Annotated in this window: 23 protein-coding genes; 10 read left to right on the top strand and 13 right to left on the bottom strand. The window is 70.8% G+C overall.

Annotation, left to right across the window (positions count from 1 at the left end):
* Positions 1-110: 110 nt before the first annotated feature.
* On the top strand, positions 111-2,402 hold the full coding sequence (locus FB559_RS22010) for a penicillin acylase family protein (RefSeq protein ID WP_141957394.1): 2,292 nt from the start codon (positions 111-113) through the stop codon (positions 2,400-2,402).
* A 32-nt stretch (positions 2,403-2,434) separates the two neighbouring features.
* Positions 2,435-2,674, top strand: a complete 240-nt coding sequence (locus FB559_RS22015) for a TrfB-related DNA-binding protein (protein ID WP_141957395.1) — start codon at positions 2,435-2,437, stop codon at positions 2,672-2,674.
* Positions 2,675-2,759: 85 nt separating this feature from the next.
* On the opposite strand, the gene FB559_RS22020 is transcribed toward FB559_RS22015, so the two are convergent.
* The gene (locus tag FB559_RS22020; RefSeq protein WP_185792336.1) at positions 2,760-4,070 is read right to left on the bottom strand and encodes an FG-GAP-like repeat-containing protein; all 1,311 of its coding nucleotides are present in this window, start codon (positions 4,068-4,070) and stop codon (positions 2,760-2,762) included.
* Between the two features lie 392 nt (positions 4,071-4,462).
* Here FB559_RS22020 and FB559_RS44020 point away from each other — a divergent pair, with 392 nt between their 5' ends.
* A complete protein-coding gene (locus FB559_RS44020; protein WP_185792337.1) occupies positions 4,463-5,197 on the top strand; it encodes a VOC family protein in 735 nt (244 codons plus the stop codon).
* Here the strand turns inward: FB559_RS44020 and lipB are convergent.
* From lipB to FB559_RS22050, 4 genes are read right to left on the bottom strand one after another with little or no spacing between them, the layout of a single operon-like run.
* On the bottom strand, positions 5,178-5,819 hold the full coding sequence (lipB, locus tag FB559_RS22035; RefSeq protein ID WP_141957399.1) for a lipoyl(octanoyl) transferase LipB: 642 nt from the start codon (positions 5,817-5,819) through the stop codon (positions 5,178-5,180). The genes FB559_RS44020 and lipB overlap by 20 nt on opposite strands.
* 3 nt (positions 5,820-5,822) lie before the next feature.
* Entirely contained in the window at positions 5,823-6,215 is a 393-nt protein-coding gene (locus FB559_RS22040) for a hypothetical protein (protein WP_141957400.1), read from the bottom strand.
* Positions 6,215-8,056, bottom strand: a complete 1,842-nt coding sequence (locus tag FB559_RS22045) for a DUF4132 domain-containing protein (RefSeq protein WP_141957401.1) — start codon at positions 8,054-8,056, stop codon at positions 6,215-6,217. The genes FB559_RS22040 and FB559_RS22045 overlap by 1 nt, the downstream gene beginning before the upstream one ends.
* 54 nt (positions 8,057-8,110) lie before the next feature.
* Positions 8,111-9,100 (bottom strand): glycoside hydrolase family 113 protein, encoded by a 990-nt coding sequence (locus FB559_RS22050; protein WP_141957402.1) that lies wholly within the window; start codon positions 9,098-9,100, stop codon positions 8,111-8,113.
* A gap of 231 nt (positions 9,101-9,331) precedes the next feature.
* Here FB559_RS22050 and FB559_RS22055 point away from each other — a divergent pair, with 231 nt between their 5' ends.
* Complete coding sequence (locus FB559_RS22055) at positions 9,332-9,529, top strand: hypothetical protein (protein WP_141957403.1); 198 nt, start codon at positions 9,332-9,334, stop codon at positions 9,527-9,529.
* 102 nt (positions 9,530-9,631) lie between these two features.
* Here FB559_RS22055 and FB559_RS22060 read toward each other — a convergent pair whose 3' ends face one another.
* From FB559_RS22060 to FB559_RS44025, 6 genes are all read right to left on the bottom strand, one after another.
* A complete protein-coding gene (locus tag FB559_RS22060) occupies positions 9,632-11,530 on the bottom strand; it encodes a WD40 repeat domain-containing serine/threonine protein kinase (protein WP_246122544.1) in 1,899 nt (632 codons plus the stop codon).
* A 77-nt stretch (positions 11,531-11,607) separates the two neighbouring features.
* Positions 11,608-12,096 (bottom strand): GNAT family N-acetyltransferase, encoded by a 489-nt coding sequence (locus tag FB559_RS22065; RefSeq protein WP_141957405.1) that lies wholly within the window; start codon positions 12,094-12,096, stop codon positions 11,608-11,610.
* Positions 12,097-12,144: 48 nt separating this feature from the next.
* On the bottom strand, positions 12,145-13,593 hold the full coding sequence (locus tag FB559_RS22070; protein ID WP_141957406.1) for a GNAT family N-acetyltransferase: 1,449 nt from the start codon (positions 13,591-13,593) through the stop codon (positions 12,145-12,147).
* Positions 13,590-14,351: an alpha/beta fold hydrolase gene (locus FB559_RS22075; RefSeq protein WP_141957407.1), complete on the bottom strand. Its 762-nt coding sequence runs from the start codon at positions 14,349-14,351 to the stop codon at positions 13,590-13,592. The genes FB559_RS22070 and FB559_RS22075 overlap by 4 nt, the downstream gene beginning before the upstream one ends.
* Before the next feature lie 41 nt (positions 14,352-14,392).
* On the bottom strand, positions 14,393-14,623 hold the full coding sequence (locus FB559_RS22080; RefSeq protein ID WP_141957408.1) for a helix-turn-helix domain-containing protein: 231 nt from the start codon (positions 14,621-14,623) through the stop codon (positions 14,393-14,395).
* A gap of 128 nt (positions 14,624-14,751) precedes the next feature.
* Positions 14,752-15,225 carry an ATP-binding protein gene (locus FB559_RS44025; protein WP_185792338.1) on the bottom strand — a complete coding sequence of 158 codons (474 nt, stop codon included), beginning with the start codon at positions 15,223-15,225 and terminating at the stop codon, positions 14,752-14,754.
* 124 nt (positions 15,226-15,349) lie between these two features.
* On the opposite strand from FB559_RS44025, the gene FB559_RS44030 reads away from it, so the two are divergent.
* The 4 genes from FB559_RS44030 to FB559_RS45635 are packed head-to-tail and all read left to right on the top strand — an operon-like array spanning position 15,350 to position 17,461.
* On the top strand, positions 15,350-16,159 hold the full coding sequence (locus FB559_RS44030) for a helix-turn-helix domain-containing protein (RefSeq protein ID WP_185792339.1): 810 nt from the start codon (positions 15,350-15,352) through the stop codon (positions 16,157-16,159).
* A complete protein-coding gene (locus FB559_RS46775) occupies positions 16,156-16,242 on the top strand; it encodes a DUF397 domain-containing protein (protein ID WP_141961849.1) in 87 nt (28 codons plus the stop codon). The genes FB559_RS44030 and FB559_RS46775 overlap by 4 nt, the downstream gene beginning before the upstream one ends.
* A gap of 13 nt (positions 16,243-16,255) precedes the next feature.
* The gene (locus FB559_RS22095) at positions 16,256-16,627 is read left to right on the top strand and encodes an ACT domain-containing protein (protein WP_141957410.1); all 372 of its coding nucleotides are present in this window, start codon (positions 16,256-16,258) and stop codon (positions 16,625-16,627) included.
* Positions 16,628-16,660: 33 nt separating this feature from the next.
* Positions 16,661-17,461 (top strand): aminoglycoside phosphotransferase, encoded by an 801-nt coding sequence (locus FB559_RS45635; protein ID WP_141957411.1) that lies wholly within the window; start codon positions 16,661-16,663, stop codon positions 17,459-17,461.
* Between the two features lie 4 nt (positions 17,462-17,465).
* Here the strand turns inward: FB559_RS45635 and FB559_RS22105 are convergent, their stop codons facing one another.
* Positions 17,466-18,311 (bottom strand): SAM-dependent methyltransferase, encoded by an 846-nt coding sequence (locus tag FB559_RS22105; protein WP_141957412.1) that lies wholly within the window; start codon positions 18,309-18,311, stop codon positions 17,466-17,468.
* 729 nt (positions 18,312-19,040) lie between these two features.
* Here FB559_RS22105 and FB559_RS22110 point away from each other — a divergent pair.
* Positions 19,041-21,257: a hypothetical protein gene (locus FB559_RS22110; RefSeq protein ID WP_141957413.1), complete on the top strand. Its 2,217-nt coding sequence runs from the start codon at positions 19,041-19,043 to the stop codon at positions 21,255-21,257.
* Positions 21,258-21,690: 433 nt separating this feature from the next.
* Here FB559_RS22110 and FB559_RS22115 read toward each other — a convergent pair whose 3' ends face one another.
* Positions 21,691-22,284 (bottom strand): TetR/AcrR family transcriptional regulator, encoded by a 594-nt coding sequence (locus FB559_RS22115; RefSeq protein WP_185792340.1) that lies wholly within the window; start codon positions 22,282-22,284, stop codon positions 21,691-21,693.
* Positions 22,285-22,453: 169 nt separating this feature from the next.
* On the opposite strand from FB559_RS22115, the gene FB559_RS22120 reads away from it, so the two are divergent.
* On the top strand, positions 22,454-23,335 hold the full coding sequence (locus FB559_RS22120; protein WP_141957415.1) for an SDR family oxidoreductase: 882 nt from the start codon (positions 22,454-22,456) through the stop codon (positions 23,333-23,335).
* The last annotated feature ends 21 nt before the right edge of the window (positions 23,336-23,356 follow it).

Below are 23,356 nucleotides of genomic sequence, written 5' to 3' on the forward strand. Positions count from 1 at the left end.
CGCACATATCCCCCTCTTGATCGCCTGGTTTCCCTGCCGCCCCGACAACGACCTGGTGAACGGACGAGTGACTATTGCGGCGGACCGGGCTTTTCGGATAGTCAGGCCACGTGGCCACTACGTTCGTCGTCAACGGGCTCGCGTCGCCCGTCGAGATCCTCATCGACCGCTGGGGCGTGCCGCACGTGTACGCCGGTTCCCAGGACGATCTCTTCGTCGCGCAGGGCTTCAACGCCGCACGTGACCGGCTGTTCCAGATCGACCTGTGGCGCCGTCGCGGGCTGGGGCTGCTGTCGGAGGTCTTCGGCGCGGCGTACCTCGAACGCGACCGCGCCGCACGCCTCTTCCTCTACCGGGGCGACATGCACGCCGAGTGGCTGGCGTACGGCTCGGACACCAAGCGTGTGACCAGCGCGTTCGTCAAGGGCATCAACGCGTTCGTGGAGCTCTGCCGCAAGGACCAGACCCATCTGCCGGCCGAGTTCAAGGCCCTGGACTACCTGCCCTCCCACTGGGAGCCGTCCGACGTCGCGCGGATCCGCGGTCACGGGCTCTTCTACAACCTGGAGGAGGAGGTCGCGCGGGCGCTGACCCTGCGGGACTACGGCCCCGAGGTGGAGGACCTGCGGCGGGTACGCGAACCGGAGCACGCCCTGCGCGTACCGCCAGGACTCGACCTCTCCGCCATCCCGGACGACGTGCTGCGGGTGTACCGGCTGGCGACCGCGCCGTTCCCGGGCCCCGGCGAGGCGCCGCGCCCCGGCCTCGACGGCAGCAACAACTGGGTGATCGGCTCCTCACGTACGGCCTCCGGGCGCCCGCTGCTCGCCAACGACCCGCACCGCGCCGTCTCGCTGCCGGGGCTGCGCTACATCGCGCACCTGTCCGCCCCCGGCATCGACGTCATCGGCGCCGGCGAACCCACGCTTCCCGGCATCTCCATCGGGCACAACGGGCGGATCGCCTTCGGACTCACGATCTTCCCCATCGACCAGGAGGACCTGTACGTCTACCGGACCAACCCCGCCGACCGCCGCGAGTACGCCTACCGGGGACGCTGGGAGGCGATGGAGCTCGTACGCGAGACGGTGCCGGTACGCGGCGGCGAACCCGTCGAGGTCGACCTGTGGTTCACCCGGCACGGCCCGGTGATCCACTCACGCGCCGACCGGAACGCCGCCTTCGCCGTACGGGCGGCCTGGCTGCAGCCCGGCATGGCGCCCTACCTCGGCAGCATGGACTACATGCGTGCGAGCGGCCCGGATGACTTCGTCGCCGCGATGAACCGCTGGGGCGCGCCCGGAGAGAACCAGGTGTACGCCGCGCCGGACGGCACCATCGGCTGGCGACCGGCCGGTCTCGTACCCAAACGCCCGAACTGGGACGGCACCCTGCCCGTGCCCGGCGACGGCCGGTACGAGTGGGACGGCTTCTACGACGTGGACGAGCTGCCCTCCGTACGGGACCCGGAGCAGGGCTGGTTCGCGACCGCCAACCAGCTGAACCTCCCCGAGGGCTACCCCCACACGGTGTCCTACGACTGGTACGCCCCGTTCCGGCACGAGCGCATCGCCGAGGAGCTGGGCTCGCGTACCGGCTGGACGGTCGAGGACTGCCTCCGGCTGCAGACCGACTACGTCAGCATCCCCGCGCGCCGGATCCAGTCGCTGCTCACGCACCTGACCAGCGATGACGAACGCGTCGTGACCGCCCTCGCCCTGCTGCGCGACTGGGACGCGACGCTGTCCGCCGACTCGGCCGCGGCGGCGCTGTTCGAGGTCTGGTACCGCCGCCACCTGCGCCCCGCCGTACTCGGCGCGGAACTCCGCCGGCTCCTCCCACCGGAGAAGCGCACCGGAGCCCTGACCCGCGTCCTGCCGGCCGAGGACCTGGCCGGCGACGCGCGCGTGGACCTGGGCCTGCTGTTCTCCGGTGACGTGAGCGGGATCGTGGTCTCCACGCTCGCGGACGCGATGGCCGAGGTCGAGGGGCTGCTCGGCCCGGACCCGTCGTCGTGGGCGTGGGGCAGGCTGCACCGGGCGGAGCCCCGGCATCCGCTCACCCAGCGGCTGGGCGAACGGGACTGGACCTCGGCCGGCCCGGCGCCACGGGGCGGCAGCGGCGACACCGTCGGCGCCACCTCGTACGCCCCGGACTTCGTCCAGACGGCCGGCGCGACGTTCCGCCTGGTCATCGACGTCGGATCCTGGGACGACTCGGTGGCGATGAACTCCCCGGGCCAGTCCGGTGTCCCGGGCACCCCCCACTACGACGACCTGTTCGAGAGCTGGGCCGCCGACGAGGCGTTCCCGCTCCTCTACAGCCGGGAGTCGGTCGAGGCCGACCTCGGCGAGCGCCTCGTCCTGCGACCGGCCCAGGAAGACGTGACAACGGGGGGTTGACAATGACAACCGGGGGTTGTCATTCTGGCTCCATGAGTAAACACATCGAGTCGCCGCAGCACGCAGAACTCATCGCCAAGGTGAAGGAGGTACGGGCCGCGGCCATCGAACATACGCGTCTCGCGCAGGAGCTGGCGCGCGAGCGACGGCGGCTCATCGACACTCTGCTGGCCGAGGGTTTCTCCCAGGCCGACCTCGCCCGTGAGCTGGGAGTGACCCGTCAGGCGATACAGAAGATGATCGCGGCCGGCGAGGACCGGCAGCGGCGATGAGGCACAAGCTCTACGACGTGGGCCGGGTGCTGGGGGCCGGCCCCGCGCAAGGTCGCCGAGCGCGGGGCCGTCGTCGCAGCGGGGCTCAGCCGTTCCAGCCGGGCGTGAGCTCCACGCGTGCGGCGAACCCGGTCGGGCGGCCCGCGTAGACGTACATCACGCCGGTGTTGCTCTGCACGCCGATCAGGTCGGACACGCCGTCGCCGGTGACGTCGCCGGTGTAGGTGAGCGAGCGGATGCCGTTCCAGGAGGGGCCGAGCTGCGTGCGGGCGCCGACGGCCTTGTCGGCGCCGGGGTAGACCCACATCGTGCCGTCCGACTTGCCGACCGCGATCAGGTCGGGCCTGCCGTCCCCGGTGATGTCACCGACACCGGTCAGCTTGTTCATGCCGTTCCAGCCGCTGGTGCCGATCTTGATGCGGGTGCCGAGCGCCTTCGTGCCGCCGGGGTAGAGCCACAGCGTCCCGTCCGACTTCTGTGCGGCGATGAGGTCGGGCTTGCCGTCCCCGGTGAGATCGCCGATGCCGGTGAGCTCGGCCATGCCGTTCCAGCCACTCGTGCCGATCTCGATGCGGGTGCCCAGGGTGTTCGTGTCGCCGGGGTAGAGCCACAGCGTCCCGTCGGCCGTCTTGGTGGCGACCAGGTCGGGCTTGCCGTCCCCGGTCAGGTCACCGATGCCGGTGAGGTCGGCCATGCCGTTCCAGCCGCCCGTGCCGATGAGGCGCCGGTCCGCGGCGGCGAACGTCGGGCCGGGGTAGAGCCACAGCTGCCCGCTCGCCCGGTCGGCCGCGACCAGGTCGGCGGTGCCGTCACCGGTCTGGTCGCCGAGACTCGCCAGATCGGCGTCGGTGTGGCCGGTGACCGTGTACATGCCGCTCGCCTGCATGTCCGCGGCGAGGCTGGTGGCCGCGATGGTGTGCGCGCCGCCCGTGGCCTTCCACGGATCCCAGACGGTGATCGTCCCGGCGGCGCTGTCGTAGCCGTACGCGATGATCGCGTGGCCGACCTTGCTGCCGCTCATGCCCGCGTTCCAGGGCAGCTTCTCCATCCACACGCCGAGGATGGGAGCCCGCTTCAGCACGCCGACGTCATAGGAGACCTGCGACATCATGCTCGACGCCGTCGAGGCGTCGGAGAAGCCGTAGCTGTAACCGAGCGGGTCCACGTAGCCGTTGACGACGGGGAGCGCCTGGTTGCCGTACGTCCCGTTCGCCGCGGTGGTGCCCATCGCCGTCGCGAGCGTGTCCTGGCTGACGGAGACCCCGAAGGTGGACAGACTCATCGCCGCCGACGTGGGGACGCAGTTGTAGTTGGTGTCCTGGTACTGGCCGGTCAGCGACAGCTTCCCCGAGGCCGGAGCCGCGGCCGTCGCCGACCTCGCGAGCTTGGGCGCCATGGTGGAAGGGGTCGGGTGGACGACGGCGTCGCCGGGGGTGGTATCGACGCGTCGGCCGCCCGTGCCGTTCCCGTCACTCCAACGGCCGCCAGGGCGAGTGCGACCGCCGGGGCCACCAACGGCAGGCGCCGGCCGAACGACTTCATGGATATCTCCTCGCACGGGGGGACGCGGCCACTGATCCGGCTTTCCAGGAATGGCGGCCACGCGATCGGATATCAGCGGTCCCGGGTCATCCCCGAGCCGCCGGACGGGTTTTCGACGATGCCGTCGGGAAAGCGGTTCCAGGGAATTCTTTCGCGGCGAGACGTGTCGAGGTACGGCCGAAGAACAGATGCCGGTCGGTTTGATGAGAAAGGCATCGCTCATTCGCTCCCGAACCGGCGAAAGGGATGCTACTGGAAGATGATCATGAGCTGTCCGGCGGGGGTATTGCACCGGAGGCCGCCAGGGTCTTCTACGGGCGGCTGTTCGGCTGGACGTTCGGCGAACGGACGACGCCGGGAGAGGCATGGGCGGTCAGGAACGACGGGTTCGTCGCCGCGATCGCCGGCGGCCCGGCCCCGGCGACCTGGACCACCTTCCTTAACGTCCCGGACATCGACGCGGCGGCCGCCAGGATCGAGCCGAACGGCGGCAGGCTGCGGACACCGTTGAAGGAGGTCACCGGCGAATGCCGGATGACGTACGCCGTGGACCCGACGGGCGCGACCTTCGGACTCTGGCAGGCGGGCGGCCACATCGGCGCCACGGTGGTCCAGGAGGAGGGCGCGTTCATCTGGAGTGAGCTGATGACCGACGACCATGACGCCGCGCTGCCCTTCTACGAACGCGCCGCCGGCCTCACCACGACGATCGTGGACCTGGACGGGTCCCCGTTCACCGGCCTGGTCGCGGGAGAGCAGATGATCGGCGGGATCATCCCGCGGCAGCGAGAGGGCGCCGCGAACCGCTGGATCGCCTACTTCTCGGTGGCGAGTGCCGTCGAGAGCGCGGAGTACGCCAAGACGCTCGGCGCCACCATCGTGCACGGCCCCATCGCCACGCCGGTCGGGCCGATCGCGGCGCTCCTCGATCCGCAGGGCGGGGCGTTCAGCGTCTGGGAGTTCAGCGGACCCACGACGTAGAGCGTTCGATCAGCACCTCGGACAGCACGTCCCGGATCTCCGCGTCCGGCGGCAGCGGGCGTTCGGCCGCCATGCGGCGCAGCGAGGTCATCGTCACGTCGTGCAGCCCGCAGACGGTGAAGGTGTCGAAGGCGGTCATGTCGGGATCGACGTTCAGGGCGAAGCCGTGGCTGGTGATCCCGTGCCGGATCCGCATGCCGATGGAGGCGACCTTGTGGTGCTCCGGAGTCCAGACGCCGACCAGGCTGGCGGCCCCCGGCAGGGTGTCACGCCGGAGCGCCGGAAACCCGAGCCGGCCCAGCGCGTCGACGATGCCGTTCTCCATCCACCGCACGATGTCCACCGGCCCGCCCCTTCCGATGTCCGCGACCAGGTAGCCGACCAGCTGCCCCGGCCCGTGGTACGTCGCGTAGCCGCCCCGGTCCACCTCGACGGTGCGGATCCCCAGGTCGGCGGGCAGATCGGCGGCGGCCGTACGCGACCCGTAGGTGATCACCGGAGGATGGCTCAGCAGGAACAGGCGGTCGCCGGCGAGGCCCTCGCGGCGCTCCTTGACCCACCCCGCCATCAGCGTGCTCGCCTCGTCGTAGGGGATCTCGCCGAGGTCGACGCGCTCGAGCATGGGTCAGCCTCCGACGAGCTGGACGAGCTTGATGAACACCAGCTCAGTATGGACCTCGAGGTCGACGACCTCCTCAAGGGACTCCACCTGACGGTCGCCGGCCAACACGATGAAGCCGTTGTGGGCGAACGCGCGCTCGGCGATGTCGGCCTGGCGCTCCCAGTCGAGGCGGCGGGCCTCGCGCAGCCGGTAGCCGTTCGCCTCGGCCTCCGCGTCGTCCGGCCGGACCAGGCCGGTGAAGTGGCGCGACGGCGCCGCGTTGTGCCGGGCCACCTCCTCGCGTACCCGCAGCCGGACCAGCTCGCGTACGGTCATCCGGTCCGGCAGACCGGTCAGCGTGGACTCGGCCAGCCGCCCCCCGGTCGCGGTCTCGTCGAGCAGCGCCAGAGTCGCCATCAGGATCCTCGCTTGATCTGCCGCAGGATGGTCTGGTCGTCGATCGCGGCGTCGTCGGCGAGCAGGAACGCCTTGCTGATGATCAGCGCCAGCCGTTCGTCCTCGAACGGCAGGAAGACCCGGTCGGTGCCGGACGGCGACCGCACGATGCACAGGTACGCGTCGTCCGGCTCCATGAGGATGTTGGCCGACCCGAGATGGATCTTGTAGGTGCGCAGCGAGCCGTGGACGCGCAGGAACCGGTCGGTCAGTTCCGTACGGTCGGCGAGCCTGGTGCGCGGCAGCAGCCGGGCCAGCGCGTCGCGGCGTACGTCCGCCGTCGCGCTGAGCTCGCCGAAGCTCTCGCGCTGCCAGTAGGCCTGGTAGCGGTCCGCCCCCCGGTCGGACCACTCGGGGTCGGCGGCGATCGAGGTGACCCCCACGAACAGGTCGACGTCGCGCATGGCCTCGCTGAACACGGCCGGCGGCACCTCGGCCAGCGGCACCTCGCCCCAGGTGCCGCCGGTGCGGCACTCGAACCGCACCTGGTCCGTCGAGGCCAGGTCCAGCCCCTGCTCGGCGTAGGAGTGGAAGAACCGGGCGCGCCACCGCCGCCCGGCCAGCTCACGGGTCGCGCCGGCCTCGTCGCCGCCGTCCCAGGGCCCGAGCATCGTCGTCGTCCAGCCGCGGGCCTTGAACAGCGCGTACAGGCGCTGGTAACGGAGAAGGTGCGCGGCGAACCGGTTGGAGTAGTCGCGCGTCTCCAGCTCGGCCGGGGTGAGCAGGTAGATCTCCCGGAACGCCTGCTTGAACGGCTGGCGGATCCCGCGCTCGGTCAGCAGGTCCCGCCAGGCGCGGATCTCCTCGATCGACGCGCGCACGGGATGCCAGAGCCGTACCTCACCCACGGCATCGAGTGGCCGCCCGGCGGAGTCGATCCGCTCGCCGCCGATGGGCAGCATGGCCCGCCATTCGCCGGGAGCGACCTCCACCTCCCAGATGAGACGCTCGGCGAGCGGCCGCCCGAGCGGATGCCCGGCGAACGCACACCACTGCTCGTAGGGCTGCGGAGCCGAGGCGACGAGCCCGCCCTCCAGTGCCCGGGTGGCCGTGGCGACGTGGGCACGGGCCTTCTTGACCAGGTCGCGCAGCACCTCGAGCTCGTCCGGATGCTCGCGCCTGACCGCCGCTGGAACACCGCGCAGCTCCGCGCCGCCGGACCGCCGCCACGTGAGGCTCACCTCGCCGGCGACGGTGACCGTCCCCTCGTACGCGCCCGCCGTCACCCGGAACGCCCCGTCGGCTCCGAAACCGAGGTCGGGCAGCCGGAACGCGGCCTCCGGCCGGTCCGCGAGCGCGGCGTCGATCCTCTTCAGGTTGCGATCGAGCTGGACGGGCACACCGCGGTGCCGGACGATCTTGCGGACCTCGCGCAGCGCGGACGCCGCCTCGGGCGTCGGGAACTCCTGTGCCGAACGGGCCACCTCGAACAGCAGCGCCTGCGACGGAAGGGTCTTCGCCGCGGTGGGCGCGACCGCGATCGTGGGCAGCAGCCGTCCGAGCAGCTCGGGCAGCCAGGGCTCGTCGCGCAGCAGCGCCACGCGCACCGCGCGGCCGAGCACGCCGACCTCGTCCCCGGTGAACGCCTTGTCCGCCGCGTACGGCAGCTCGCCCGACTGGACCGCGGCGCCCCGCGCGGCGGCCGCGTCGAGCGCCTGTCGCGCGAACACGGCGTACTCCGAGGCCGCCAGCGTCTCCCAGTCGTCCGGTCCGGGCCTGGCGTAGTAGTCGTTCGCGGCGATCACCGTCAGTGCCCTGCGAGCGGCGGGCCCTAATGTCACGGAGTCATCGGTGATGGGCATGCGAGGCATGGTGGCAAACGGCGCCGACAGAATCGGCCGGTGGCCGCCATGACGTCAGCGGGCGTACGCGGCGGCGAGCGCGTGGAAGACCTCTTTCGGCTTCTGGCTCACGCCGTCCTCGCCGACCTTCACGACGCCGTACGAGCCGAGATCGAGGTCGTGTTCCGGGTCCGCCCGGTGCGGCAGACCGTACCCCGCGAAGGTGAACCAGAAGGCGCCGTCCACTCCCTCCTGTTCGAAGATCTCCAGGAGTTCCCGCAGGTACGTGACCTGTTCGGACTCGTCGCGTACGTAGGCGCCGTCGATACGGAGCGGCTCGGCGTCGCGGTCGACGATCATCCAGCCCGTACCCCCGCGGCCGGCCGCGCCACGGTAGGTACAGCATCCGAACTCCGTCACCACGACCGGCTTGCCCGACGTGACCCGGCGGCGCAGCTCGCCGGCGAAACCTCCGGCGTTCGACTCGTCGCGGTAGGCGTCGACGGCGACGATGTCGAACGGCGTCCAGTCGACGTCCTCCCAGGTCCCCGACGCGTAGGTGACCTGCCCGCCGAACCGCCCTCGTACGGCGGCCGCCGCCTCGGCCAGGAACTCGTTGACCTTCGCGGTCAGCGTGCCGAACGCGGCGCGGACCGCCGGGTCGCCCGACATGACGCCCTCCAGGCGGCCGAAGATGTCCTCACCCGGCAGGAACCCGGCCGCGAACAGGCTGAGTTCGCAGCCGGTCACGAACACGACCTCCGCGCCCCCGCGGCGGATCTCCTCCGCGTGGTCCGCGCAGTCCTCGAAGAAGGGCAGCATCTCCCCGGGCGTCAGGTCGGAGGGGAACGGGGCGAACCAGACCTCCAGCCCGGCCTCGGCCGCACACCGCCCGGCGACCGCCAGCCGCTCCGCGTCGCCTCCGGTGATCCGTACGGCCGTGCAGTGCAACTCGTCGGCGATGACGGCCATCTCGCGACCCGCGGTCTCGCGGTCGAACCGCTCGCGCGAGAGCCTGCCGCCGGGGAAGAACCCGGTGTCGTAGTTGATGCCCCTGCGACGCATGATGCCTTCTTTCTGTCCGGTCAACGCCTGTGACCAGCATGGACGCCATCAAGGCCTGGCCGGCAGAGCGATCTGTCCATGATCAGGCGGTACAACTGTCCTAATTCGCAAAAATTTGGGTATCAAGGCGGCGTCGAAGACCAACAACCGTTGATCATTGGTTAAATCCGGCGCGCGCCACACCCGGCGTCGGTGGCCGCGGACCAGCGGACATAGTCCTTGGAGGTAGCAATGAAGATCACCACTGCCGTGATCCTCTTGTGGCTCATCATCGGCGCCATCGCCGCGGGTCAGCGTCATTACTACAGTCACGGCCCGAACAACTGCTCGCAGGCGGGCACGCTCATCGTGACCATCATCGCCGGACCCCTCAACTACACCGGCGTGAACCCGAAGATCTCCTGCAAGGCGCCTGAGCCGAGCAAGTAAGGGGATGTTCGGACTCGCACGTGACGGGTATACGAACGCTCCGACTCCGGCGAGGGCGGCAACCACGCTCGGTCGCCCTCGCCCGGTCGGGCCCCGGGTGCGTCAGCGGGTCAGATCCCACAGCCGGACGGAGCGGTCTTCGGCACCTGTGGCCAGCGTCTTTCCGTCCGGGCTGAACTCCACCGAGTCGACCTGGCCCGTGTGGCCCTCCAGGACGGCGATCCTCGTGTTGGTGACGACGCTGTAGACCATGACCTTGTGGTCCTTGCCGCCACTCGCGACCGTACGGCCGTCCGGGCTGATGGCGACCGAGTCGACCAGTCCCTTGTGGCCGGTGAACACCCCCGAGCCGAGCCGGGTCTCGACGTTCCACAGCAGGACCCGCCCGTCCTCCCCGGTGCTGGCCAGTGTCCTGCCGTCCCGGCTGAACGCGACGGAGTGCACCGCCTGGGCGTGGCCGGTCAGCACCGCGTGCTGTGTCCAGGACCGGGTGTTCCACAGCCGTACGGTCTTGTCCCACGACCCGCTCGCCAGCGATGACCCGTCCGGGCTGAACCGCACGCTCGTCACGGCGTCGCGATGGTCGCGCAGCACATGGATCGTCCGGCGCGAACGTACGTCCCAGATGCGTATGGTGTGGTCCTTCGAGCCGCTCGCGAGCAGCGACCCGTCCGGGCTGAAGTCGGCCGTCCAGACCTCCGACCGGTGCCCGGTCAGCGACGCGACCTGGGTGTTCGTGGCGAGGTTCCACAGGCGCACGGTGTCGTCGTCGCCCGCGGTGGCCAGCAGCCTGCCGTCGGGGCTGAACCGGACCTCCTCGATGGGCGCCTGGTGGCCGGGTAACTGCGCGAGCTGGACCCGCCGCCGTACGTCCCACAGCTCGATCGTGCCGTCCGAGCCCGCGCACGCGAGTGTCTTTCCGTCCGGGCTGAACTCCACCGAGAAGATGTTGGTGGCCGACTTCAGGCGTACCGACGGAAAGTGGATCCCGATGTGCACGACCGGGGCGCTGGAGGAGACCGTACGGGGACGCGCCGCGGGGTCGGAGCGCCGGGGGAGCCAGACCGCCGCCGCGCCGGTCAGCATGATCGCGACGGCGAGCACGGCCGTGAGGGCACGCACACGGCGGCGCGGCCGTGGGGGGAGGGGCGCAGGGGGACTGGGCGGCTCGATCTGTACGATCTCGCGGTCGCCGCTCGCGATGCGTGCGAGGTGGCCGGCGAGGTCGTCGGCGGACAGCCGCATGCCCGGCTCCTTGGCCAGCAGACCGGCGATCACCGGGATGAGCGGCCCCGCACGCCGGGGCGCGGGCGGGTCGGCGGTGAGCATGGAGACCAGAATCGTGGCGACCGTCTCCCCGTCGAACGGAGGCTGGCCCTCCACCGCGGCGTACATCGTCGCGCCGAGCGACCACAGGTCCGAGGCCGGCGTCGCGTAGTGGCCACGCGCCTGCTCCGGCGCCATGAACGACGGCGTCCCCAGCATCGCGCCCGTCTGGGTGAGCACGGTGCCGCCGTCGAGTGCCGCGATGCCAAAATCCGTCAGCACCGCACGCTCGCCGTCGAGCATCACGTTGGCCGGCTTCACATCCCGGTGGACGACGCCGGCCGCGTGGGCGACGCGTAACCCGGCGAGGAGCTGACCGCCGATCCGCGCCACCTGCCGCGGCGGCAGCGGGCCGTCCGCCTTGACGATCTTGGCGAGAGTGCGGCCGCGTACGAGCTCCATCACGATCCACGGCCGCTCGTCCTGGTGGACGACCTCGTGCACGGTGACGATCGCGGGATGGCTCAGCCGGGCGGCGGCGCGTGCCTCCCGCAGGGTACGGGCGGTGAGGGAGGCGACCTGCTCGTCGTCGAGGCCGGCCGGGAACCGGATCTCCTTGATCGCCACGTCACGGCCGAGCGACTCGTCGTGGGCCCGCCAGACGACTCCGATGGCTCCCTCGCCGAGAACCTCGATCAGGACGTACTTTCCGCCGAGGAACTCACCCTTCCCCATCGTCACGGTACGAGCCTAACCGTAAGCGGAGCGTGCATCACGGAATCGTCCGACATGCACCCCGCCTCGCCGGGGGTCTACAGCTCGTGGCGCCAGTCGTTGCAGCGCATGAAGCTGCCCTTGGGGAATTCGAAGTCATGCTCCCCGGCGAACGTGAAGCCCGCCTTGTGGCAGATCGCGTTGGACGCGGGATTGTCGACCGAGGGGTACGCGTGCAGCCACCGGTGTCTCCCCGCGGCGGAGGCGCGGTCGATGATCGCCTTGGCGGCCGCGGTCGCCACGCCCTTGCCCTGGAACTCCGGCAGGACGTTCCACCCGGTCTCGTACACCGTCTCGTCCTGCCACTCGCGCTCCCAGTAGCCGACGCTGCCGGCCGTCGCGCCGTCCAGGACGACGGTGAACATGCCCCCGGCGCCCGTCTCCATCTCGAGGTAGCGCGCGTGCCGTTTGAGCACCTGCTCCTCGGTCTCCGGACCGCCCAGGTGGGCCCAGATCTCGGGTGTGTTGAGCCGCTGGAGCAGGACAAGGTCCTTGTCGGCCCACGGCTCGAGCTGTATCGGTGACATGGCTCCCCTTCGAGTCCGTGCCAGTCTGCCCGGGCTCACCGACAGAAATCAGAGGTCACGGCGCATGCACACGCGAGGCCAGCGGTGCAGGCCGTGCGCCGCCTCGCGGTCGCGAAGCTCCCGCAGCCCCGGAGTCAGCTCGGCCTCGTCGAGGCACCGGAACCCGCACCGCTCGTAGTACGGGGCGTTCCACGGCACCTCGGTGAACGTCGTGAGGGTCAGGGCGGCGATGCCGTCGGCCGTGGCCAGCCCCGCGAGATGGTCGAGCAGCGACCTGCCCACGCCGCGTCTCGCGCTGTCCGGGTGCACCGAGACCTGCTCGACGTGGAGGTTGCCGTCGACCAGGTCCGCGACCAGGTACGCGACGGGCCGGTCGGAGTCGCTCACCGCCACCCAGGCACGCCCGGCCCGCCGGTAGCCCGCGAGAACGTCCAGCGGGAACGGCTCGTCATCGGCGATCTCGGGCATGCCGATGGCACGGAAGGACTCTCCGGCGGCCCACTCGATGTCCCGCAGGATCGGCAGCTCGTCATCGCGGACCGCTCTGATGCGCATGGCGCCATTGTCGCGCCACGGACCCGTCAGCGCAGCGAGGAACCAGCGCGCGGCCGGAACCGGATCGGGCCTGCCCTCCTCGCCGTTGACCAGGGCCAGCAGCCGCCAGTACCGGGAGACATCCGGGTCGGCACCGACGCGGATCCGTCCGGTAAGCCACGCGCGGAACTCCGCGTCGTCCTCGCGCCGGTGCGCCGCCGCGAAGACGGCGGCCAGCTCCTCGGCGACCGGCCGGGCCTCGGCGGAGACCGGCGAGAGACCCCGGTCTCGCGCCGCTCCGGCCAGCTTCAGGACGGCGTTCTCGGCCCGCCGCCAGCTCTCCGGGTCGCCCCGGTCGGCGCCGGAGGCACGGTCGGCGGCGTGCCGCTCGAACGCTCGCCGCACTCCGGCGCGGAAGCCGGCGTCGCCGACGAGATGAGCCAGCTCGATCCACGCCTCGATCTGTTCCGGCGCGGCCTCGGCGGGCAGGCCGGGCAGCAGCCGTACGCGGGCGGCGAAGCCGGGCTCCAGGTCCAGCCCGCCTGCCGCCTCGTCGATGAGGTCGGAGACGAGGACGCGGCGTTGCTCGTCGGAGAGCCGGGCGAGCCGGTTGACCCGCGCGAGCCCGGCGGCGTCCGTGCCACGCGCGGCGACGTACGCCAGGACGGCCTGGCGCACGCGCAGGGTCTGGATCTGGGTCTCCAGCGCCTCGGCCTGGCGGCGGGCGACCTCGGCGAGGGTACGCGCGCCGGTGAGCACACGGGTGATCGTGGCGAGGTCGACACCGAGGTCACGGAGCGTACGGATGAGTTCGAGACGGCTCAGCGCCTCCTCGTCGTACAGCCGGTATCCGCCCGGCGTACGGTCGACCGGCGGCACCAGGCCCGCGTCGGAGTAGAACCGCACGGTCGGCACCGGAAGGCCGCTGAGCCGTGCGACCTGGCCGATGGTGCGCAGGCTCATGTCAGGCGGTCCAGGATGAGGCGGGCGACGTCATCGGGGGCCTCCAGGTGTACGTCGTGGTCGGTGGCGAGGTCCACGAGGGTCAGCAGGGGCGTGGTGGCGGCGACGGCGGTCAGCGCGCGGGCGAACCCCCGCCGGTACGCCGCGAACGCCTCGGCGACCTCGGGCGGCAGGAGCCGCTCCACGCCGGTCCCGGTCGTCGACACCACGACCAGCTCGCACCGGGTGGCCGCGTACGTGCCGAGCAGGTCCAGGGCGTCGAACTCCTCGATCAGCCGGGTCAGCGCGGGGTCGCCGGCGGTTTCCAGCGACGCGTCGAGGAACGCGCGCATCGTACGGCGCGCGGCGTCTTCGTCGATCCCCTCGAACGGGCCGGTGGGGTTGGTGTGGCCGTCCAGGTTGACGGCCAGCGGGCACTCCGGGTGCCGGGTCGCCCAGACGGCCGCGACCATCCCGCCCAGCGAGTGCCCCGCGACGGCCGGGCTCTCCAGTCCCGTCTGGGCGGTCACGGCGGTGAGGTCGTCGATCGCGGCCGCCCACGACCACGGCCCCGGACCCGAACGCCCGTGCCCGCGCAGATCGGCGGTGACGACGCGCAGCCCGGCTTCGCTCAGCCCCGGCACCACCGCCCGCCAGTCGTCCATGGTCCGGCCGCCGCCGTGCAGCAGGACGACCGCCCGGCCATTTCCGCCGTGGTCGCGGACGGCGATGTCTACGCCGTGGGAAGAGACGGTGGACTCGGAAATGGGCGGGGTCATGGTGGCTCCTTATAAGGGGATGTCCGCGCCACTATGAAGTCTCAAGTCACTTGAGACTCAAGCCCGGTGGGTCCCGCAGTTCTTCTGGCCCTGCCGGCGGCGGCCCTGTCGGCGGTCAGCACGTCGCGCACCGCCGCGCGGCTGTAGCGGCGGTGGCCGCCGGGCGTACGCAATGGTGTCAGCCTGCCCTCGCGGGCCCATCGGGCGATCGTGGGGGTACGGACGCCGAAGATGGCGGCGACCTCGCGTGGTCTCAGCAGGTCTTCTTGCATGGGGGAGCTTCCTGCTTCGGGCCCCGGCCCTGAGCCGCTCCGCTTCCCCGTGGCCGGCGCCGGATTCGGGGGGTTTCCGGCGGTGGCCACAGCGCACTCAGGGCCGGGACGATCATGGGTTAGGCGGGTCACATCCGCAGGTCGGAGCAGGGTCCGGGGTCGGTTCCGTCGTCACCCGCGATGGCCCAGACGGTCTTGCCGCCGTGGTCTTCCAACCGCCAGCCCCAGTCCTTGGAACACGCCTCGACCAGCAGCAGGCCGCGGCCGTCCACGCGCTCGACGGACCGCCGCCGGCGGTCGGGGCACGCCTCGCTGCCGTCCCAGACCTCGATGAGCACGGTGCGGCCCTGCCGGGAGAGGGTGAGGTGGAAGACGTCGCCAATCTTCACCGCATTTGCGACGAGCTCGGCGGTAATGATGAGAGCGTTGTCGATAATGTCGAGAATATTCCAGTCGGCGAGGGCGAGACGCATCAATATACGTGCCTGTTCGGCCGCGATCGGATGCGGGGGGAGAGGCAATCGGTACGTCCGGTTCTCCGTGATATCAGGCCGCAGTACCGTCTCTTCGGTGGCGGCCTGTACTTCAGACGTCGGGCGCAATCCTCTGCCCTCCTTGGATCTCGATTTTTCCGTCGTGAACTGCGCACAAGAATGCAAGGGGCGCGTTAATCTGTCGCCGTTCCTCTTCAGCCCCGGAAGACCCAGGACAACTCAGAGGTGGGCCGTGCTCCCGAAGCCATCACCGGACCCGAAGTCGTCGATGTGGGCGTGGCTCGCCCACGACCTGCGCCTCTACCGCACCCAGCGCGGCCTGTCCGGCGACGCGGTCGCGAAACTGATCAACTGCGCACGCTCCAGCATTTCCCGCTTGGAGAACGGCGAGGCCAAACTGGACGAAGGCCAGGCAGCGGCCCTGGACGAACGCTGGCGCACCGGCGGCCACTTCGGCACGATGCTCTGGTACGCCCGCTTAGGCCATGATCCAAATTGGTTCAAGCAGCACGTCGGCCTTGAGTCTGAAGCCTCGGTAATCAAGGTCTACGAGGCGTCGGTCATCCCGGGTCTGCTCCAGCTTCCGGAGTACGCGCACGAGTTGCTCACAGCGGGTGGAGAACCGAACGTCGAGGAGCTTGTCGCGGAACGGATGGCCCGGCAGGCGATCCTTGAGCGGGACCCCCCACCCCTCATACTCGTGTTGCTGTCCGAGAATGTCCTGCATTGGAACATCGGCGGATCGGAGCTGATGCGGAAGCAGCTCGCCCACATCCTTGAGATGTCGCAAAGGACGAACATCGGACTACGCATCATCCCCAGGTCGGCCGGAGCCCATCCTGGGCTGGACGGTAGCTTCAAGATCATGACGGGTGCGGGAGGCGACGTGGCGTTCACGGAGTCCCCAGGCGGAGGAAGGCTGGTGCCCTCCACAACAGAGGTGCGATCATACGTAACGCGGTATGACCGCATTGGGCAGAAAGCATTGCCCGAGGATCAATCCCGAGAGTTGATCATTCAGATCGTGGAGGCGATGGGATGAGTTCTCCTGTCTGGCGCAAGAGCAGCCGCAGCGGGACCCAGCAGGGTGACTGTGTCGAGGTGGCCGTCACCGAAAGTGAGTGACTAGCCTGGTCGGATGAGTTCGTCGCCCGCGCAGAGTCTGCGTGTTCTGCCCTCGCGGTTCATTCTCGAACACCTTCCGGAGGCGCGGATGCCCTCCGATGACTCGTGGGTGGCGTTGGTCCGGGCACCGGAAGGGCTCACGGTCGTACGCGCGACCGACGCGTCGGATCCGCCTGGGCTCTGGGCCGGACTCTACGGGGGCGAGACCGCGCACGGCCTCGACATACCCGGGATGCTCGCCGCGCTCATCGGCCCGCTCGCCGGGGCGGACGTCCCCGTCTTCGTCGCCTCGACCTTCCACGCCGACCTCGTCCTCGTACCGCTCGACCGGCGTGCCGACGCCGTGGCGGCCCTGCGGGACGCGGGCCACACCGTCACAGAGTGATGGCCGTCGTGGCGGTCGCGGGGAGGCGGGCCGGTGGTTGAGCACGTCCACTGGGAGGACCTTCCCCGCGGCACGAGGGAAGCGATCGAGCGGCGCACGGGGACGGTCTCCTCGGCGAAGACAGTGTCGGAAGGGCTCAACTCCGCGCTGGCGGCGGTGCTCACGACCGAGACCGGACCAGTGTTCGTCAAGGGGATGCGCCGCGACCATCGGCGTCGCGGGACGCAGGACATGGAAGCGCTGGTCAACCCGTACGTCACCCGTCTGTCGCCTCGGCTGCTGTGGCGGGTCGAAGGTGAGTGGGACGTGCTGGGGTTCGAGGCGGTGGACGGCCGGCACGCCGACTACCGTCCCGGTTCCCCGGACCTGGCGAAGATCGCGGCGACCCTGGTGGAGCTGGGGGCGCTGCGGTGTCCCGACCTGCCCGTGAAGCCCGCCGAAGATCGCTGGCGGGCGTACGTGGACGGGCCCGCGGAGCTGGAGTGGCTCGAAGGCGACCGGCTTCTCCACACCGACTACAGCCCGCTCAACGTGCTCGTCACCCGCGACCGTGCGTTGCTCGTCGACTGGGCGTGGCCGACACGGGGACCCGGCTGGATCGCCCCGGCATGCATGGTCCTGCGGCTGATCGCGAACGGGCATGGCGCGGAGGCGGCGGAGCGGGTGTTCGCGGACGTGCCCGCCTGGCATGACGCGCCGGCGGACGCGCTCATGGTGTTCGCGCGGGCGAGCGCGCGACGGTGGGCGGAGATACCGGACGCCGGCGCTCCCCAGTGGACCCAGGACATGAAGAAAGCGTCACGCGCGTGGGTGGAGCACAGAGCGGCCGGCTGAGCCGTCACCGCTTGCGCGCGACGCCGCCGTAGTTGCTGACCTCGACGGCGCTCGGGCGGGGGCCGGAGGACTCGGGCCGCCAGTCGGACACGATCTCCACGCCCGGGTCGATGAGCTCGAGTCCGTCGAAGACGAGCTGGACGAAGTCCTCCATCGGGCGCGCCTGGGCGGGTACGCCGGCGGTGCAGTACGACTCCTCCAGCCCGTGTACGGCCTCCGGGTCGTGTTCGGGCGTGACGTGGGAGGAGACCACGTAGCTGCCGGACGGCAGGGCGTCCACCAGCGTACGGACGACGGTTCGCGGGTCGTCACGGTCCGGGATGAAGTGCAGGACCGCCACCAGCAGCAACGCCAGCGGCTGGTCGAAGTCGAGCACATCTTTGGTGGTCGGGTGGGTGAGGATCTTCTCCGGCTCGCGCAGGTCCGCCTCGATGAACGCGGTGCGTCCCTCGGGGGTGCCGGTGAGCAGGGCCTTGGCGTGGCTGAGCACGATCGGGTCGTTGTCCACGTAGACGACGCGGGAGTCCGGTGCGGCCTTCTGGGCCACCTCGTGGACGTTGTTCGCGCTGGGCAGGCCGGTGCCGATGTCGAGGAACTGGCGGATGCCCGCCTCCTCGGCCAGATAGCGCACGGCGCGGCCGAGGAAGGCGCGGTTCTCGCGGACGCCCGTACGGACCGCGCTCCAACTCTGCAGCGCCTTCTCCGCGGTCACCCGATCGGCCTCGAAATGGTCCTTGCCGCCCAGGTAGTAGTCGTACATGCGGGCCGCGTGCGGGTGGTTGACGTCGATCCCCGATGTCGTCTGGTCCGACGAATCCGCCCCGTCCGGAACCGGCTCATACCTAGACATGATCACCAGACTATCCAACCGAACATAATGGCCCCGAGTCGGCGACGCACGCCGATGTTCGCCGGCCGGCGCGTGCCTGGTCGAGGCGTTGCCGGAGATGGGAAATCTGCCGGAGCTCACGCCGCTCGATATTGACGGTGTGTAATCGCGCCGACGCCGAGGGTGATGTCATTAGCAACGCGAACAATCGCGTGTGTCCTAAACGGGCGCTGGTGACGTTCGGTGAGGCGGCGTACGGGAGGGCTGGGATGTATGCGGGGCTATGGCGCACCATTTATCCGGCTCTGCCGCATCTGTGGCGTCACGTAGAGTGACGTATAAAGTGTGCCTGAAGAAGCGGTCGTCGATTAACTTTCCGAAGCCGGGCAATGGCGCCTGGATTTCCTTGGTCGTTTTCGAGGCAGGAATCCAGGTGAGAGTGAGTCGAGCCGAACAACTGAAAACCGAAGGCCGTACCCCCGTCGTCGCCCCGCCGTTGCGCTTGTCGTCGTCGGTGACGCGGGAACCCGTCGGCCAGTTCTCTTACCTGACCTAACTTGTCCCGATTCGCTCTCGCAGACTAGGCCCTATGCAGGAGTTGTGATGAAATGGCAATGATGACCATTTCGCTGCGATTTATGAATCGTCGTGGCGACTCCAAGGTGCTATCAGGCCGTGCCGCACGTCCTTCCTCGTCGGCCGTGGCGCGGTGCGCGTCCGGTGCCTGCGGCGGACCGGACCCTGCAGCCGGTGGCGGTCGTGGGTGACCAGGCGCAGAGGTCCCGGCACTCCGGGCCGCCGGAGCGGGACCGGGTGCGCCGTCGCGGCGCGCGGCGTTGCCGGCTCATCCTCTATGTCGCCGGGGGACTGCTGGGTCCGGGTTACTGGCTGTGCGGCGCGGTGTCGGACGGGCATGTGTTCGGTAAGTCGGCGACCGAGGTCCACTTCACGGAGTTCGTCCTGGCATCGGTCATTGTGGTCGTGGCGTCGTGGGGACTACTGCTCATCCTCGGTGAAGCGATGCTCTTCGCGCTGGCGGTGTTCAAGGCCGACGACCGGGAGCGGTACGACATCTACCGCAACCTCATGATTTTGTGGGGGTACGTGCTCACGCTGGGGATCCCACGGCACTTCCGCAGGCTGCCGGCACAGTTCGGCGCCTTTTCCGACGACGCGTGGGGCGATGGCGAGGACCGCCAGGGGGGTCATCGGCCGGGCGACTGCCGCCACGAGGACACGCGTGACGGCGCCGGCCGCCCTGCCGCGCGGGAGCGTACGGGGTCGCGGGAACGTACGGGGTCGCATGAGGACGCAAGCGATCGAACGGCGGCGGCCTGGGATGGGGCGGACCCTGCCCGGCCGCCCCGGCGGCGTACGGAGGATGGACGGGACCGCAGGGGTTCCCGAGAGGTGCCGGAAAGCCGGGAGAGGACCTGCGGCCCCGGGGGAGGACCCGAGGACCCGCGAGCGTCCCGTGACCGGGAGGCGGCCCACGATCGCCCTGTGGAGGGCGCACATCGCGACTCGGCCACGCGCCGCCGCGAGCCGAGCGAGGCCGAGGCCCGCGACCGCACGGGCGTGCGGCGGGGTGCGGCGCCGCGTCAGGGCGCGTCAGAAGACCCGGCGCGCGGTCAAGGCGAGGAAGGCGGACGACGGGTCGCCGCGTCGCGGAGGGGTGGGACGAGCGGTGGAGCGGGCAGGGAAGAGGCTCGCGACCGCAGGGAAGAGCACGAGGACGTAGGCCACGACGCGGCGCCAGGCGGACGTTCGCCGTACGGGCCCGGCCGGGAGGGGCCTCGCCGGGAGGCCACGGGCGAACGCACCGGAAGGCGCCAGGACGGCCGCGGCCGAGCCCTGTCGTCCTTGAGCGAGGACACGGGAGACGGCGCCCGCCGCCGCGAAGGCCCACGCGACCGCACCACCGAACGCCGGCAGACCCGCGGCGCCGCGACACCGATCGGACGCGAGGACGCGGACCGCCACGAGAAGCCCGGTCCCGGCGATCCCCGGCGCGGACGGGCGGTGCCCCGTGAGGGCGAGGGCGTGGGGGACGAGGCAGGCCGGGCCGGGACTACGCGCGGCCGTGCGGTGCCGGCTGAGCCCGGGGCGGGGCGGGAGATGCCCGGTGGCCGCAGCACGCGGCGTGGGCGGGTGGTCTCTCCGAAGGGTGAGCGTGCGGCGGACGGCGCGCGACGCGGGGAGAGCGCGCGCGACCGTGTGGAGGAGCAGCAGAAGGCGGCCCGCATGGTGCCACCGCCCGGCCACAGGGAAGGGCAGGACGGCGCAAGGCGCCGGAACGTGCCCGGCGGCCGCAAGACGGACCGCGATGACGCGCGAGACCCGTCGGTGCCCCGGCCGCACGCGGATCCTCCGGACGAGGTGGGGTTCCGTGGTGTGGAGCCGAAGGGTGGGGTGGAGCGGGGGGTTTCCGGTGAGGGTGGGGGTGTGCGGGGTGTCCCGGGTGGGCGGGGGGCGGCTCGCGATGGGGTGGGGTTCCGTGGTGTGGAGCCGAAGAGCGAGGTCGAGCGGGCGGTTTCCGGCGAGGGCGAGGGCGTGCGGGGTGAGCCCGGCCGGCGGAGGGCGGCTCGGGAACGTGCCGTCTCCCGGCGCCGGGAGACGGCCGCGCGGGATCAGGCGCAGGGGGCCGAGGACCCCGCGCGGGAGAGTCCGAGGCAGCTGGGGCCGATCTTCCCGCCCCGGCCGGCGGCCGGGGTCGAGGTGGATCCCGTCACGGGTCCGCCGGCCGGGTCGGCTTCGGCGGCGTTCAACCCGGGGGCCATCGCGTCATCGTTCGCCGACACCCTGCCGGCCGAGCAGGCCGAGTTGCGGCACGCGCTCGACCTGCTCCTCAGGTACGCCGCGCGTATCGAAGGAGACGAGACCCCGGCCCCGCCTCCGGTCACGGAACCCACACTCTGCGACGGGAAACCGTTCGGCATCGCCGCGGAGCCGAGCCGAGACCCATGACGCGACCCCCGAATGCCGCAACACCACCGGCCCGGAGAGACCTGCTACCGCTTGCCACGAACTGACCGCACCTGACGAACCCGAGCCCCAGCGCGTCGAACGCCGTCCCCCTGGCCACGTCCCAACGCGGTCGGGCGGCAGTGGGCGAGAACCTTCTGCCCGTACTGGACACCGTGGCCGCCCCCAGGACCCCCGTGTCAACCGCGGCTGAGGCATCACCCTCGGTTGGCGGTGGCAGCTTCACTAGTCGGGATCCCTCGGGCGTGTCGCGCGAGGTCCGTCGCAATCGTGCGGCCTCGGGTGAGTACCCGCCGGTTGACCGCGGACTGCCGTGCCGAGCGACGTCAGCCGCGTCCCGCGCCCCGCAAGGTCGCCATCGGCGAGGTCCTCCAGGCACGAGTGGGCCGGTCGTTCGCGTCCCGCCGAACTCAGGTCAGGCCGGCAGGCGGGACGGGGAGTCGAGCTCGGCCACACGCACCCGCAGGTCGTTCAAGGCCGCTGCGGCATGGACCGGGAACGGTTCGTCGTCGCCCGACGACATCCAGCGCTCGACGGCGACCGAGAACGCGAGCATCCCGACTTCCGCCCCCAGCCGGGCTGTCAGCTCGTCCGCACCTCGTTCGCGCAGGGCGGCGCTGATCGACCTGGCGATCCGGGCGTGCTTGAGCAGCCCCCGCTCCTGCACTTCGCTGTTCGCCGCGACCACCAGCACGCGCTGGGCGGCCTTGGCCCGCTGCTGCGGGGTCATCGCGACCTCGGCGGCCGCGAACGCCGCCTGCAGGCACTCGGTGAGCGTGGCATCCGGTGAGGCGGCACGGATGCCGTCGGCGAACAGCCCGGCCAGCACGTCTTCACCGCCGAACAGGACCTCCCGCTTGTCGGCGAAGTGCCGGAAGAACGTGGCGCGGTTCAAGCCGGCGCGATCAGCGATCTGCGCGACGGTCGTTTCCTCGTAGCCGTTCTCCACGAACAGGCCCAGCGCGGCGGTCTCCAGGCGCTCACGCGCGTCCGGCGCCCATCTGCTCACCCGGACAGTATAAGCGAGGCGACTGGATCGCATCAGCGGGCGAGCAGTGATGCGACGGTGTCGCATGGCGGTGTTAGAGTTGATGCGACCGGATCGCATCGGCACTCCGGCCGCGGCCTCCACGGCCGCGCATCTTCATCCACCTGAGGCACGACCAAGGAGAATCCCCATGCGCGTCTTCGTCACCGGCGCTTCCGGCTGGATCGGCTCGGCCGTCGTCCCCGAACTCATCAGTGCCGGCCACCAGGTCCTCGGACTGGCCCGCTCGGACGCCTCCGCCAAAGCGGTCGCCGACAGGGGCGCCGAGGTGCTGCGCGGCGACCTGAACGACACCGACGTGCTGCGCGCCGGTGCCCTCGACAGTGACGGCGTCATCCATCTGGCCTTCGTCGTGCCCAGCGTGACCGAGGCCGCGACGCGGACCGATGCCATGGCCATCGAGACGTTCGCCGCCGGCCTCGCCGGCTCCGGTAAGCCCCTGCTCATCTCCGGCGCGACGCTCGTCACACCCGGCCGGACCGCGACCGAACGCGACGAACTCATCGCCGCCGGGCCCATCGCGGCACGCATCACCAACATGCGGGCAGCGCTCGCGGCCACGGACAGGGGCGTGCGCACCTCTCTGGTCATGCTGCCCCGCTCGGTGCACGGCCAGGGAGAACGCCACGGCTTCATCCCCCAGCTGATCACCGCGGCCCGTGCCAGAGGCGTCTCCGGTTACGTCGACGACGGGGCCTCCCGCTGGCCCGCCGTCCACGTGAAGGATGCCGCGCGTCTTTACCGGCTGGCCGTCGAGAAGGCTCCCGCCGGCGCGGTGCTCAACGCCGTCGGCGACGAAGGCGTACGCATCCGTGAGATCGCCGAGGCCATCGGCCGGCATCTGAACCTGCCCGCCCGGTCGCTGCCCGCCGAGGAGTTCGGAGGAATGCTCGTGCGCCTCCTCGGCACCGACATGCCCGCCTCCAGCACCATCACCCAGGATCTCCTGGGCTGGAAGCCCACCCACCCGGGCCTCATCGAGGACATCGAACAGGGCCACTACTTCAGCTGACCCCCGGGGACGGCAGGCGAG

The organism is Actinoallomurus bryophytorum (assembly GCF_006716425.1).
GTDB lineage: Bacteria > Actinomycetota > Actinomycetes > Streptosporangiales > Streptosporangiaceae > Actinoallomurus > Actinoallomurus bryophytorum.